Origin of the sequence: Actinoplanes sp. NPDC023801 (assembly GCF_040639655.1) — a bacterium.
Taxonomy (GTDB): Bacteria; Actinomycetota; Actinomycetes; order Mycobacteriales; family Micromonosporaceae; genus Actinoplanes.
This window is the reverse complement of sequence record NZ_JBFAAI010000019.1, coordinates 149,451-163,271: the sequence shown is the minus strand read 5'-3', so window position 1 is coordinate 163,271 and position 13,821 is coordinate 149,451. Positions and strand designations below refer to the sequence as shown.

The following is a 13,821-nucleotide window of genomic DNA, read 5'->3' as shown; positions in this document are numbered from 1 at the left end:
TTCTCCGGCTTCTTCCCCAGGGCGTTGGTCGTGACCCCGCACGACCCGCTGAACCCCCGGGGGGGGGCTACCGCCGTCTCAGCGCCGCTGAGACAGCGGTAGCGCCCAGCCCCGAAGATCCGGCTGTTCGTCAGGCCCGGCGACGGGTCCAGGAGAAGCCGATCAGGCCGGCGACCGCGGCCAGCACACCGCCGCCCGCCGTCCAGATCCAGCGGGACGAGAAGTCCGGCAGCCACGCCGTCGCGACCATGTCCTCGCCGTCCCCGGGCGCAGCCGGCGCCGTGGGGACCGGCGTCGTCAGGACCTTGCCGGGCTGGTTGACCGGCACCAGCGGGGCGGCCAGTTCGCCCTGGTCGGCGCCGGTGTCACCGGTAGGCGCGGTCAGCGCGAGCGACACCTCGACCGGCAGGCCCAGGTCCTTCTCCGGTAGTCGGGTGCTGGACAGCCGCACGTAATAGGTGCCCGGCAGCGGGTCACCGTCCCACGGCTCGGCCCACGATCGGACCTGCCGCAGCCGGCAACCGATCCGTACCTCGGAGACCGTGGTGGAAGCGACGGGGCTCTGCTCGCCGCCCACGCAGGCCTGGCGCCGGCGCAGGCCGTCGAAGACCTCGACCGTCCAGGACTGGTCTCCGGTCCGGCCCTCGTCCGGAAGGGCGACGTCGATCGCCAGCTCCGGTCGCTGTCCGGCGGTGGCCGGGAACTGCCAGTAGAGGTAGTCGCCGATTGCAGCGCCGACCTTGACCGGCTGCTCCGGAGCGATCGTGACCGCGTTGAGGAAGCTGGTGCCGGCGCTGCCGCCACCGGCGGGCTCCGGACCCGCGGAGGGGTCGGCCCAGGCGGGCACGGCGGGAAGGAGAGTGAGGCCGAGGGCGGCCCCCGCCAACAGGATCCGCATGATCAGTTCTCCTTCCACTTGGCGACCCACCAGCGGGTCAGCCAGCCGGCCAGCACACCGGCGATCAGCCCGGCGATCGCGAGTACGAACAGCAGCAGGAAGCCGCGGCCGAGCCCGGGGGCGTCCGGGGCCTGTGAGGCGGGTGCCAGGCCGATGGTCAGCTCGACCGGCATGCCCGGTGCGCCGGCCGCGGTGGCCGAGGCGAGCGAGTTGCTGACGATCAGGCAGATCTCGGAGATCGCGGAGAGCGCCGGTTCCTCGTCGCCGGACCAGCGCAGCCCGGCCGAGATGACGTCGGCCCGGCCACTGCCCGCGTCCAGGCCGCGGACCAGTTCACGGCCGTCCACGGTGGCCGCCTTGATCAGGACGCCGTAGTCCCGGTTCAGCGGGCGGTCCAGCGCGATGCTGACCGAGGCCCGCAGCTCGTCGCCCTCGGAGACGGCGACCCGGTAGAAGCGGTGCTCGCCGATCAGTTCCCGGTCGCTGTAGACGCCGGCGGCCAGCAGTGGCGCACCCGCGCAGTCCTTGGCACCGGCCACCACGGCCGGGGTGACCGGCGGCGGCAGCGCGGCCCGGTCGACCAGTTGCTTGATCCGGTCGGTCAGTTCCTCCTCGCTCTGCGCCGCGGCGTACGTGCCTCCGGTCGCCTGCGAGATGCAGACCAGTTGCTTGCGGGTCTTCTCGTCGGGTGCCAGGCCGAGCGTGTCAACGACCAGGTCGGTGCCCTGCGCGGCGAGTTCGCGGGCCACGTCGCACGGGTCGGGCGGGGTGCAGGTGTCCTCGCCGTCGGTGATCAGGACGATCCGGCGGGCGGTTCCGGCGCCGTCGAGGTCCTTCGCCGCCTCGCGCAGGGCCAGGCCGATCGGGGTGAATCCGGTCGGCTTCAGGGTGGCGATGGCGTTCTTGGCGGCGACCCGGTTGACCGGGCCGACCTCGACGATCTGCTGGGTGTCCCGGCAGCCCTGCCGCTTGCTCTTACCGCCGTAGGTCGCGCCGAGCACCCGGATGCCGAGTCTGGTGGTCTCCGGCAGCGCGTCGACGACGTCGTTGAAGGCGCGTTTGGCGACCGCCATCCGGGTCTCGCCGTCGATGTCGGCGGCCTTCATCGATCCGCTGACGTCGAGGACGAGCTCCACCACGGGTGGTTCGGTCCCCGTCCCGGGTTCGGCGTGCGCGGGGGAGACGCCGGGAACGGCGACCGCGATCAATCCTGCTGCTGCCACAATGGACAGCCTTTTGTGGATCACGCGGCAAGATCATAAACATGCTTCGCCGGTACGGAGCAGACGGGCACCCCTCCGGGCGGTGCGACCCATGGATGAACGTGTGATGAACAGCTCGCTCCGTGGTGCGCTTTGGCACTGTTTTCGGCGGAAATCTGACAGGCCCGGCGGTCGTACGATCCGGTCCCGAGCACCTCGATGCCGTCCGGAGTGGAAATGCCCGAGCAGAGCGGCCGCTATCAGAAGATCACGCTGCTGGGAAAGGGCGGCATGGGTGAGGTGTGGGAGGCGGTCGACGGCCACACCGGCCGCACCGTGGCCCTCAAGCTGCTCACCCCCGCCGCGCTGCTCGACCCGGAGCTGCGCGAACGCTTCCTGCGGGAGATGCGTCTGGCCGCCGAGATCGAGAACCCGTACGTGGTGGCCGTCTACGACTTCGCGGCGACGCCGCAGCCGTACATCGCGATGCGCCTGATCCGCGGCATCACCCTGGCCGAGGAGATCCGTACCGCCCCGCTGAACCCGGCCCGCGCCGTCGACATCGTGCAGCAGATCGCGTCCGCGCTGGCCGCCGCGCACGCCAAGGGCCTGCGGCACCGGGACGTCAAACCGTCCAACATCATGCTGGAGCGCGGGCACCGGCAGGGACACGACCACGCGTACCTCTTCGACTGGGGCATCGCGCACCGCATCGACACCGCCGACCCGGAGATCACCCGTGGCGGCCAGATCGTCGGCACGCCGTCCTACATCGCCCCGGAACGCCTGCTCGGCACCCAGTCCGACCACCGTGCCGACATCTACTCGCTGGCCGTCGTCCTCTACCAGGCGCTGACCGGCAAACTGCCGTTCGGCGACACCGGCATGCCGTTCCCGCTGCGGGCGCACCTCTTCGACCCGCCGCGGGCGTTGCCGCCGTCAATTCCGCCGGAGCTGCGCCGGGTGGTCGAGAGGGGCCTGGCCAAAGAACCCGATCAGCGGTACGCCAGCGCGGCCGAATTCGGTGAGGACGCGTGGGCGGCGCTGAACCCGGTGGCCGGGAAGCCGCTCCGGCTGTCGCGGGACGTGGCCTGGCCGGCCGGCGGCGGAGTGCTTGGCGCGGGAGCCGGAGCGGCGCTGGCCTCGGCCGGTCTCCTCGACGCGACGTCGGTGCTGTGGGCACTGCCGGCCCTCGCCGCGGCCGGCGCGTTCCTGAGCTGGGGTGTCCGGCCGGGCGCCGGTGGCGTGGACGACACCACCCGTGTGATCGGCCGGGGAGCCACCCGATGAGACTCCGCCTGGTCGCCGTCGCAGTCGCGGTGCTGCTCATCCTGGTCGTCGTCCGGCAGGTGACCAGCGGGGGCGAGACGGTCGCCGCCGGGGCGTGCGCCACGACGCGGACCGAGGTGAACGGCATCGTGGGCTCGGAGAAGGAGGCGTTCCTGAAGGACGCCCGGGTCGTCGAGGTGCTCGGATGTGCCGGCCTCACGCTGCGGATCGACGCGGACGGCTCGCGCGACATGGTGAGCCGGGTGGCGACCGGGTACGACTTCGCCTTCCCGTCCAGCACCCCGACCGCCGAGAAGATCATGCAGGCTCGCGGTGTCACCGAGTCGTACAAGCCGTTCTCGTCGGTGATGGGTGTGGCCACGTTCAAGCCGACGGTCGAGGTGCTGCGCGAGGCGAAGGCGGTGCGGACGGTCAAGGGCCGTGACGTCGTCTCGATCGCGAAGCTGATCGAGATGAGCCGGGCCGGCACGACCTGGAAGGCCGTCAACGACGGCTCACCGAACGGCAACGTGGTGATGTTGCGTACCACCGACCCGGCGGACTCCAACTCGGCGATCATGTTCCTCTCCATCGCCTCGGCGGTGCTCAACGACGGCCGGCCGGTCGGCGGGGCGGACACGCTGCCGGAGCTGCTGCCCGACCTGTGCCGGCTCGTCCTCGATCAGGGCACCAAGCCGAACACCAGCGGTGTGCTGTTCGAGGAGTACCTGACGGGCGGCCCGGAACGCATCCCGATGGCGCTGGTCTACGAGTCGCAGTTCCTGGACTCGGTCTCCGGGCAGAAGGTGCCGGCGGGCGGCGACCACGTGCTGCTGTTCCCCGATCCGACCGTCTACGCCTGGCACACCCTGGTGCCGCTGACCCCGGCCGGCAGCGACGTCGGCAAGCTGCTGCGCGACGACGCCACCCTCAAGGACATCGCCGCCGAGTACGGGTTCCGCCCGCAGGGCCGCACCCTCGTCGACCGCCCGAACCCGCCGGTGGTCGTCGAACCGCCCGACTACCAGGTGCTCGAAGCGATGCTCGACGCGCTGGCCGAACAGCGGAAGGCCGCCCGGTGCCCGAAGTGAGACGCGTCGCCGCCGCACTGGCCGCCATGGCACTGCTCACCGGCTGTACGGAACCGGCCGTCCCCCGGACACCGCCACCCAGCCCCGCCCCGGTGCTCTCCGGGCCGCCCGCCACGCTGCGGGTGCTGGCCGGCAGTGAGCTGGCCGACATGCAGCCGATCCTCGACGAGGCGGCGAAGGCGACCGGCGTCACCGTCCGGATGGACCTGATCGGCAGCCTGGAGGGCGCGGAACGGGTCGCCACCGGCGGTGCCGACGGCAGGTACGACGCGCTGTGGTTCTCCTCCAACCGTTACCTGGAGACGCTGCCCGAGGCGAAACAGCGGCTCGGCAACGCCACCCGGATCATGGGCTCGCCCGTGGTGCTCGGCGTCCGCCCGGCCACCACACAGCGCCTCGGCTGGACCGGTGGCACAGCGACCTGGAAGGACATCGCGGCCGCCGCCGGCCGGGGCGAGCTCACCTTCGCGATGACCGACCCGGCCAGCTCCAACACCGGCTTCTCGGCGCTCGTGGCGGTCGCCTCGGCCCTGGACGGCACCGGCCGGGCCCTCGACGCGGCCGCGATCGACCGGGTCGCGGCCCCGCTCACCGGCTTCTTCAGCGGGCAGCGGATCACCGCGGGGTCGTCCGGCTGGCTCACCGACGCGTTCGCCGGGCGGATGACCGGCGCCGATCCCGGCCCGGCGGTCGACGGGCTGATCACCTACGAGGCGTCGCTGCTGGAGCTGAATTCGTCCGGCAGACTGCCTGAGCAGCTCACGGTGATCCGGCCCGCCGACGGTGTGGTCAGCGCCGACTATCCGCTTACCCTGCTGACCGCGGCGTCGGCCGGGGCCCGCGACGCACACGAGCGCCTCGCCGCCCACCTGCGCGGGCGTGCGGCACAGGAGCGGATCGTGACGCGGACCTGGCGGCGTCCGGGCACCACCGGGGTCGTACTGCCGCCCGGCCTGCCTGCCGCACCGGTGGAACTGTCCTTTCCGGACACCCGCGAGGCGATCGAGGGGCTGCTCACCGCGTACCAGGACCGGCTCCGCCGGCCGTCGCGGACCGTCTACGTGCTTGACGTGTCCGGCTCGATGAAGGGCGCGCGGCTGGAACAGCTCAAGGCCGCACTCCAGGGCCTGACCGGGGTGAACACGTCACTGACCGGCGAACACTGCCGGTTCCGCAGCCGTGAGGAGGTGACCCTGCTGCCGTTCAGCTCGAAGCCGGCCGCACCGCAGCGGTACACCGTCGACGCGGCCGGGCCGCAGCCGTCCCGCGATCGGCTGCGCGACGCGGCCGGCCGGCTGCGGGCCGGTGGTGACACCGCGGTGTACGACTCCCTGATCGCCGCCTACCGGGAGATCGACCGGAGCGCCGGCGCCGGCCGGTTCACCAGCATCGTGCTGATGACCGACGGGGAGAGCAACCGCGGACGGGCCCTCGCCGACTTCGAGGAACACGTCCGGCGGCGCCCGGCCGGCGCCGAGCCGGTACCGGTCTTCCCGGTGCTGTTCGGTGAGGCGGCCGAGGAGCAGATGCGGCGCGTCGCCACGGTCAGCGGCGGTGAGCTGTGGGACGCCCGGGGCGGGGACCTCACGAAGGTGTTCTGTCAGATCCGCGGCTACCAGTAGCTGGGGTTCAGCGGTAGGCGGCGTGGCCGGTGAGGGCCTGACCGATCACCAGGGTGTGGATCTCCGAGGTGCCCTCGTAGGTGAGCACCGACTCCAGGTTGTTGGCGTGCCGCAGTGGCGAGTACTCCAGGGTGATGCCGCTGCCACCGAGGATGGTCCGGCACTCGCGGGCGATGGCCAGCGCCCGGCGCACGTTGTTCAGCTTGCCGACGCTGATCTGGTGCGGCTTCACGCCCCCGGCGTCCTTGAGCCGGCCCAGGTGCAGGGCGAGCAGGGCCGCCGTGTTCAGGTCGACCGCCATGTCTGCGAGTTTCTGCTGGGTGAGCTGGAAGGCGGCGATCGGCCGGCCGAACTGGACGCGGGCGTTCGCGTAGTCGATCGCGGTCCGCAGGCTGTCGAGGGCGGCACCGGTGGAGCCGAAGACGATGCCGAACCGGGCCTCGCTCAGGCAGCTCAGCGGCGCCCCGAGCCCCTGCGCGCCGGGCAGCTGCGCGGACGCCGGCAGCCGCACGTCGTCGAGGGACAGCTCACCGGTGATCGAGGCACGCAGCGACAGTTTGCGCTTGATGGTGCGGGTGGTGAACCCGGGCGTGTCCTTCGGGATCAGGAAACCGCGGACCCCTTCCTCGGTACGGGCCCAGACGGTCGCCACGTCGGCGATGCTGCCGTTGGTGATCCACATCTTGGAGCCGTTCAGGATCCAGTCGTTGCCGTCGCGTACCGCCCGGGTGCGCATGTTCGCCGGGTCACTGCCGAAGTCGGGCTCGGTGAGTCCGAAGCACCCGATCGCCTCGCCGGCCGCCATCCGCGGCAACCATTCCTGTTTCTGCTCCTCCGACCCGTACTTCCAGATCGAGAACATCGCGAGTGAGCCCTGCACGGACACGAAGCTGCGCAGCCCGGAGTCGCCGGCCTCCAGTTCCAGGCAGGCCAGGCCGTACGCCACCGCGCTGGTGCCGGCGCAGCCGTAGCCCTCCAGGTGCATCCCGAGGACGCCGAGCTTGCCCAGCTCGGGGGCGAGTTCGCGGGGGAAGGTGCCGGCCTCGAACCAGTCCGCGACGTGTGGCCGCACATGCTCGGACACGAACCGTGCCACCGTCTCGCGGATCTGCCGCTCCTCGTCGCTGAGCAGGCTGTCGAAGTCGAGGAGATCGAGCGGATCGGTGATGGTCATGCCCTCGATTCTGCACCGCCGGGCTCGTCAGCGTTCTCTCAGAGGCCATGATCTAGCCTTTTGATCATGGCGGCCTCGATACCTGGACTCAGCGACCTCGTCGATCCCGGCGTCCGCGATGCGGTCGCGGCTTTCCTGACAGACGTGGAGGACGAGTTGCGGGCCGCCGTGACGAGCCCCGACCCGCTGATCGACGAGGCCGCCGCGCACCTGGTGCGGGCCGGCGGCAAGCGCTTCCGGCCACTGACCGTCTCGCTCTGTGCCCAGCTCGGCGATCCCACCCGGCCCGAGCTGCTGCCGTCCGCGGTGCTCATGGAACTCACCCACCTGGCCACGCTGTACCACGACGACGTGATGGACGAGGCGCCGTTGCGCCGGGGTGCCGCAAGCGCGAACTCGCGGTGGAGCAACCGGATCGCCGTGTACGTGGGTGACTTCCTGCTGGCCCGTGCCGCGCAGATGGCCGCCGGTCTGGGCGACGAGGCGGTCCGGCTGCAGGCGCGCACTCTCGCTCAGCTGGTGCGGGGGCAGCTGGCGGAGACCGTCGGCCCGCGCGGCGGCGACCCGATCCGGCATCACCTGCGCGCGGTCGAGGACAAGACCGCCTCGCTGATCGCCACTTCGGCCCGGTTCGGTGGCCTCTTCTCCGGTCTGCCGGCACACCACGTCGAGACGCTCGCCGAGTACGGCACCGCGATCGGCATCGCTTTCCAGCTCTCCGACGACCTGCTCGACATCGCCTCGGAGACCGCCCAGTCCGGCAAGACGCCCGGCACCGACCTGCGGGAGGGCGTGCCCACCCTGCCGGTGCTCTACGCGCTGTCCGATCCGTCGGCCGGCAATCCCCGTCTGCGGGAACTCCTCTCGAAGGGCCCCCTCACCGACGATGAGGAGCACGCCGAGGCGCTCGGCCTGCTGCGGGAGTCGGCGGCGCTGAAACAGGCCCGGGAGACGGTGCACGGCTATGCCGGGGCGGCAGTTCGCAGCGCCGGCACCCTGCCCGCCGGGGCGGCCCGCCGGGCACTGGAGCAGCTCTGCGAGTACATCGCGGATCGCACAGGCTGAAACTCTCCACTCCCGCGGCCCCCTGCCGATGGAGCCCGTAGGCAGATTCATGCCTTCGGACCAGCGGGGGAGTCAGATGCGCGGCGAACGTGTCGGCAAGCATGGCGATGAGGGCTTCAGCCTCATCGAGATGCTGATGGCGCTGACTGTGCTCAGCGTCACCATGACCGGGCTCGGCACGGTCTTCGTGAACGGCTCGCTGGCCGTCGCCCAGCAGCGTGACCAGCGCAACGCCTCAGTGATCGCCAGCAACGTACTCGAGCAGATCCGCGCCCTCGAAGAGTCCGCGCTGCTCGACGGCCGCGGCCAGACGCTTGTCGACAAACAGTTCCAGGACGCTTCCACCGGCCCCTTCAAGGACAAGCTGAAGCCGTACTTCGACAACATGAAGGCCGATGGGATCGCCGGTGTCACCGGCGGCGAGAACGCGGCTCTGCCGACCGAACGGAAGACGTCGTTCGTCAGCGGCACCGAGTTCGGGAGGACGGTCTTCGTCGGCCCGTGCGAGGTCTACCTGGACCTCGACGACGACAGCTGTGTCCGGCCACTGGAGGCCGGCAACCCGAAGCGGCCGGACGACCTGTGGATCCTGCAGTACTTCCGGGTGGTCGTGCTGATCGACTGGAAGAACAACGGCTGCACGGCGAACGCCGAGCGGACCTGCGTTCACATCGCCTCGACGCTCATCTCCCGCAAGGCGGACGAAGGGGCGTTCAGCAACAAGCGCAGCTGGCCGGACATCTGGCCGCCGTACATGAAGACCTTCTACCGGAACTTCGACAAGATCAACGTCAAGATGAACGTGCGTGGTGGCAACCTGCCCAACCACTGGACTGCCGTCAACCTGCCCGACGGTCTGAAGATCGACGAGCTGACCGGCAACATCACCGGGACTCCGACGAAGGTCGGCACCTGGTCGTACGCCACCACCGGCACCTACCTCAGGGTGGTCGAGAACGAGGCACCCGCCGGTTCGGTGTCCCCCCGGGCCGACCAGGACACCACGTTGACGTGGAAGGTTGTCGACCTGCCTGCCCTCACCCTCGCCACGGCGCCGACGAACAAGGTCGGCGACGCGGTGAACCTGAAACTGCTGACCGGTGGGGTGGGACCGTTCACGCTCGCCGCCGAGCCGGCGCTGCCGGCCGGGCTGACACTGAACCCCGACGGCTCGATCACCGGCACCGCGACCCAGACCTACACCACCACCGTCACGGTGGCCGACTTCAACGACATGACGGCGTCCCTGACCTTCACCCACACCGTTCAGCAGCAGCAGCAACAGCCGCCGCTGGCCCTCACCCCGGTCCCGGACAAGCAGGTTCCGGTTCTCTCGACGGTCAACATCCCGGTGGTCGCCACGGGCGGGGACGGCACGTACACGTACAGCGCCACCGGTCTTCCGGCGGAGCTCGCGATCAACCCGGCCACCGGCGTGATCACCGGGCTGCCGGTGCTCACACCGGGCCGGTACCTGCCGGTCGTCACGGTCAAGGACGGGCAGGGCGTGACGGCCACCGGCACCTTCGTCCTGGAGGTCACCTCGGCGGGCGGTCTGAAGTTCACCGCGCCGACGGGCAACGTGACCACGCCCCGGAACCAGCCGGTCGATCTGACGGTCGCCACCAACGCCATGGAGATCGGCGCGTATGCCACCCAGGTCGACGTGGTCAGCCTGTTGACACTGCCGCCGGGCGTGACGTGGAACAGGGGCACGAAGACCTTCACCGGCACACCGACCGTTCCCGGTGCCTACGTCGTCACGTTGACGGCGAACAGTGTGGCCCCGGTCACGGCGAACGCCCTCTACACCTTCGTCTGGACAGTCAGTTGAGCGGGGAGGAGACCCGGATGCGGCAGTGGACACGCCGGCGGCCGTCCGGCGACGAGGGTTACTCGCTGACGGAGATCGTGGCCGCGATGGCCGTCATGTCCGTGGTGATGGCCGTGGTCACGACCTCGCTCGTCCGGATGTTCGCCGACGTCAAGCGGACCGAGCAGATCTCGTTCGCCGCCGACCAGCTGGATGTCAGCATGGGCCGGCTCGACCGGGAGCTGCGGTACGCGATCCACGTGTCCGCCCCGGCGCTCGGACTGGACGGGACCCGCTGGTACATCGAGTACGCGATCCCCGGGCAGAAGCTGCCCAACGGCACCGTCAGCCAGGCACGTTGCCGGCAGCTCCAGCTCGACACCACGAGGAACGTCCTGCGGCTGGCGACGTGGGACCTGCCCAGCCTGACGCCGACCGCACCGGCCACCCTCGCCACCGGGATCTCCCTCGACAACGGCGCGCGACCGTTCACCGTCTACCAGCCGCCGAGTGACAAGGTCAAGACGCCTGCGGACGGAGTGATCACCGCGAGCGGCAACAAGTACTCGTCGGTCCAGCTCCGTTTCAAGGCGACGAACGGCACCGTGGAGCAGCCGGTCGACATGACCTTCACCTCCCAGAACATCACCAGCGAAAACCTCGACGGCGAGACGACGGAGAAGCGATGCACCGGAGCAGCGAGGCCGTGACCATGACGAAGCGGCATGGAATCGACGACGACCGTGGATCGCTGACCATGGCGATGCTGGCGGTCTCCATCGGACTGGTCCTGTCGGTGGCCCTGCTGCCGGTGGTGGTCCGGCAGGTCCAGAGCTCACGAGTGGTGAAGGACCGCGCCGTCGCTCTCGCCGGTGCCCGGATCGGCCTGGACGTCGTGATGGCCCAGGTCGCGGCCGCATCGTACGGCGAGCCCGACGAGAAGACCGGCCTGCTGGAAAACCTTCCCGACTGCCGCAAGCCCATCGAGGGCGACGCCGGCGTGAGCGGGGAGAAGCTTCCGTACAAGGTCACCGTCACGTACTTCGCGGAGGACGACCGGAAGCTGGAATGCCCGCTCAAGGAGGCCCCGAAGCGGGCGGAACTGCACTCGGAGGGTCTGGGAACCCTCAACATGGCACCCGCGGGCACCGACCCGAGCAAGCCCTACTACATCACCCGCGGCCTGGACGCCAAGTACACGTTCAAGCTCGACAACCGGAACCTGCAGAGCACCGGCGGTGTGATCCGGATCGACTCCTCCACCACCGGCTTCCTCTGCATGGACGCGGTCACGAACTACCCCTTGCCGGGCGCGCCGCTCAAGATGCGGACCTGCAACGGCTCCACCACACAGCAGTTCGAATACACCAAAGAGCTCTACATCAAGCTCGTCAACTCCGCCTCGACCAACTACCCGAACGGCATGTGCGTGTTCGCGGCGACCGCTCACGCCGTCGGCAGTCAGCTGGGCTTCCAGCATTGCCCGAGCCCGAGCGCGACCATCAACCCGCTCTACCAGTGGAGCCTCGACAACAGCAGCTTCCTCAAGTCGACGAGCGCCGACCGGAAGGTGGAGAACTACTGTGCCAGCCTGACCACGCCCAACAACGTCGACTCCAACGTCCAGCTGGGCACCTGCAGTTCCAACGGCGCGGTGAACGTGTGGCGCTTCGACGCCGGGGTCGGCGCCGGCATGGCCGGTGAGGAGACGTACCAGCTGGTCAACTACGCCCAGTTCAGTCGCTGCCTGGACGTCACCAGCCGGAGCACGAGCTCCTCGTACATGATCGCGTGGTTCTGCAAGCAGGACCCCAACGGTGTCGTCGACTGGAACCAGACCTGGCTGCACCCGGTCCCGGTCCTCCCGGCGGTCGAGAAGAAGGGCGTCATCTACATCATCACCGACGGCTCCCGGTTCTGCCTGAGGTCGCCGAGGGTGGCCACCTCCACCAGCTGGGTGACGGTGACGAAGACCGGATGCCCGCAGGCGAACGCCACCAGCCTCACCGGGATCCCCAGCGAGCTGATCTGGAACGTGCGCCGCAAGACCAACAGCTACACCACCAGCTACCGCATCGAGGACAGCGCGGGTCTCTGCCTCCAGCCGACCGACTTGAAGGGCGGGGTCAAGGGCGTCGACCTGCACGGCGACGGCACCAGCAGGGTCAAGGTCGCCACGTGCAGCAGCTCCGAGCTGCAGAAGTGGAACGCCCCGCCGAACATCAGCAACTCCAGCCCGATCACCGACATCATCGAGAACTGATCCGGGTCCACCACACGCGAGCCTGACGTCAGTGCTGTCTTCCACCGCGGGAGACAGCACTGACGCGTGGTGGGGCGTATGGCGAAGGTCAGCCGGTGGGTGGGAAATCGCCCTGGACGGCCACGTTTCCGCCGGCGGCCGTGGCGACGGCCCGGTAGGTGTCGCCGCCGGCGTCGCGGCCGCCGGACGGGTACGTGTACCTGGCCGTGAACGTGTATGTGCCGGGGTCGAGGGTGTCGGCCGAGGAGAGCGTGAACCGGTAGAGGTAGGCGCCCGCCTCCTCGGTGACCGTGGCGGTGACGCTCGCCCCGGGGGTCTGCTTCGTGCCGCCCCGGGAGGTCAGTCCGTCGGTCCGGGCCACCCGGATCACCACGTCCAGAGCGGTCAGCTCCTGGGTCGTCTTCAGGGTGACGACGCTTGCGCCCGTCGTGTCGCCGCTGTCCGGGTCGATCGAGCCGTCGGACCACAGCGGGCCCTGGCTGACCCCGGTCCTGGGGGGCCGCTCACGCGTGGGGCTGGATGACGGCGTCGCGGTCGCCGGTGTGCCGGGCCGCTCCGAGGGGGTACCGCGGGACGGGACCGGCTTCGTCGGGGCGGCTGACGGCGTGGCACCGGCGGGGGTCGTGCCGCCGGGACTCGGCGTGGTCGCGGTCGTGGTCACCGGGAGGGCCGGGTTCACCGGGCCGCGGTCCCCGGCCCCGGTGAGCGCCCACGTGCCGACCCCGCCGCCACCGAAGATCGCCACGACGGTGGCCACGACGGCGCCCGTCCGGCCGCGCAGGCTCAGCATGCGGCGGGCGTGACCGGTGTCCCGCATCGCGGCCATGGTGATGCGATCGAGCATGGCGTCACGGTCGGGGCGGTGCGAGGCCGCCTCGGCCCGCAGTGCGGCCCGCAGCCGGTCGTCGGAGAACTTCATCGTGCCGCCTCCCAGCCGTCGATGCGGACGTGTTCCCCCAATAGTCCGGCAAGCTGTTTCGCGCCGCGGGACGTCGCGCTCTTGACCGCGCCCACGGAGATCCCGAGTATCGCCGCCACCTCGCGTTCCGGCAGGTCGAACGCATAACGCAGGACCACGCAGGCGCGCCGGCGATGCGGCAGCCGGCGCAGCGCCCCGCGTACGTCGAGGACGGCCGGCACGTCGGTGTCACGGCCCCGGCGCAGCGGCTCGAACGACAGCAGCCTCTCCCGGCTGCGGCGGCGCACCCAGTTCCGGGCCAGGTTCATCACGATGCCGTGCCCGTAGGCGGCCGGGTCATCGGCCGCGGTCACCCGGTCCCAGTGCCGCCACACCTCGGTCAGCGCGTCGGCCGCCAGGTCGTCGGCGATTTCCGACTCGCCGGTCATCAGGTAGGCAAGACGGGACAGCGAGGCATGATGCCGCTCGAAATACGCGCGGAACGCGTCGTCGCGCACGGTTGCCC

The 13,821-nt window shown here is 70.3% G+C and carries 12 protein-coding genes; 7 read left to right on the top strand and 5 right to left on the bottom strand.

Annotated elements, in window-relative coordinates; genetic code table 11:
• Positions 1-130: 130 nt before the first annotated feature.
• A complete protein-coding gene (locus AB0G04_RS29695) occupies positions 131-898 on the bottom strand; it encodes a peptidase (RefSeq protein ID WP_360989131.1) in 768 nt (255 codons plus the stop codon).
• 2 nt (positions 899-900) lie between these two features.
• Positions 901-2,145 (bottom strand): VWA domain-containing protein, encoded by a 1,245-nt coding sequence (locus AB0G04_RS29690; RefSeq protein ID WP_360989129.1) that lies wholly within the window; start codon positions 2,143-2,145, stop codon positions 901-903.
• Between the two features lie 192 nt (positions 2,146-2,337).
• On the opposite strand from AB0G04_RS29690, the gene AB0G04_RS29685 reads away from it, so the two are divergent.
• From AB0G04_RS29685 to AB0G04_RS29675, 3 genes are read left to right on the top strand one after another with little or no spacing between them, the layout of a single operon-like run.
• Positions 2,338-3,390 (top strand): serine/threonine-protein kinase, encoded by a 1,053-nt coding sequence (locus tag AB0G04_RS29685; protein WP_360989127.1) that lies wholly within the window; start codon positions 2,338-2,340, stop codon positions 3,388-3,390.
• A complete protein-coding gene (locus AB0G04_RS29680; RefSeq protein WP_360989124.1) occupies positions 3,387-4,460 on the top strand; it encodes a hypothetical protein in 1,074 nt (357 codons plus the stop codon). The genes AB0G04_RS29685 and AB0G04_RS29680 overlap by 4 nt, the downstream gene beginning before the upstream one ends.
• The gene (locus AB0G04_RS29675; RefSeq protein ID WP_360989121.1) at positions 4,457-6,082 is read left to right on the top strand and encodes a substrate-binding domain-containing protein; all 1,626 of its coding nucleotides are present in this window, start codon (positions 4,457-4,459) and stop codon (positions 6,080-6,082) included. The genes AB0G04_RS29680 and AB0G04_RS29675 overlap by 4 nt, the downstream gene beginning before the upstream one ends.
• A 7-nt stretch (positions 6,083-6,089) precedes the next feature.
• On the opposite strand, the gene AB0G04_RS29670 is transcribed toward AB0G04_RS29675, so the two are convergent.
• Positions 6,090-7,256, bottom strand: coding sequence for an acyl-CoA dehydrogenase family protein (locus tag AB0G04_RS29670; RefSeq protein WP_360989118.1), 1,167 nt, complete (start codon positions 7,254-7,256; stop codon positions 6,090-6,092).
• Positions 7,257-7,322: 66 nt separating this feature from the next.
• On the opposite strand from AB0G04_RS29670, the gene AB0G04_RS29665 reads away from it, so the two are divergent.
• The 4 genes from AB0G04_RS29665 (at position 7,323) to AB0G04_RS29650 (ending at position 12,397) form a co-directional block, all read left to right on the top strand.
• Positions 7,323-8,321, top strand: coding sequence for a polyprenyl synthetase family protein (locus AB0G04_RS29665; protein WP_360989116.1), 999 nt, complete (start codon positions 7,323-7,325; stop codon positions 8,319-8,321).
• Between the two features lie 76 nt (positions 8,322-8,397).
• Entirely contained in the window at positions 8,398-10,155 is a 1,758-nt protein-coding gene (locus AB0G04_RS29660; RefSeq protein ID WP_360989114.1) for a putative Ig domain-containing protein, read from the top strand.
• Between the two features lie 17 nt (positions 10,156-10,172).
• Positions 10,173-10,844, top strand: coding sequence for a prepilin-type N-terminal cleavage/methylation domain-containing protein (locus AB0G04_RS29655; protein ID WP_360989112.1), 672 nt, complete (start codon positions 10,173-10,175; stop codon positions 10,842-10,844).
• A complete protein-coding gene (locus AB0G04_RS29650) occupies positions 10,820-12,397 on the top strand; it encodes a hypothetical protein (RefSeq protein WP_360989109.1) in 1,578 nt (525 codons plus the stop codon). Before AB0G04_RS29655 ends, AB0G04_RS29650 begins: the two co-directional genes overlap by 25 nt.
• An 88-nt stretch (positions 12,398-12,485) precedes the next feature.
• Here AB0G04_RS29650 and AB0G04_RS29645 read toward each other — a convergent pair whose 3' ends face one another.
• The gene (locus AB0G04_RS29645; protein ID WP_360989106.1) at positions 12,486-13,316 is read right to left on the bottom strand and encodes a hypothetical protein; all 831 of its coding nucleotides are present in this window, start codon (positions 13,314-13,316) and stop codon (positions 12,486-12,488) included.
• Positions 13,313-13,813, bottom strand: a complete 501-nt coding sequence (locus AB0G04_RS29640; RefSeq protein ID WP_360989103.1) for a SigE family RNA polymerase sigma factor — start codon at positions 13,811-13,813, stop codon at positions 13,313-13,315. The genes AB0G04_RS29645 and AB0G04_RS29640 overlap by 4 nt, the downstream gene beginning before the upstream one ends.
• Positions 13,814-13,821: the final 8 nt, after the last annotated feature.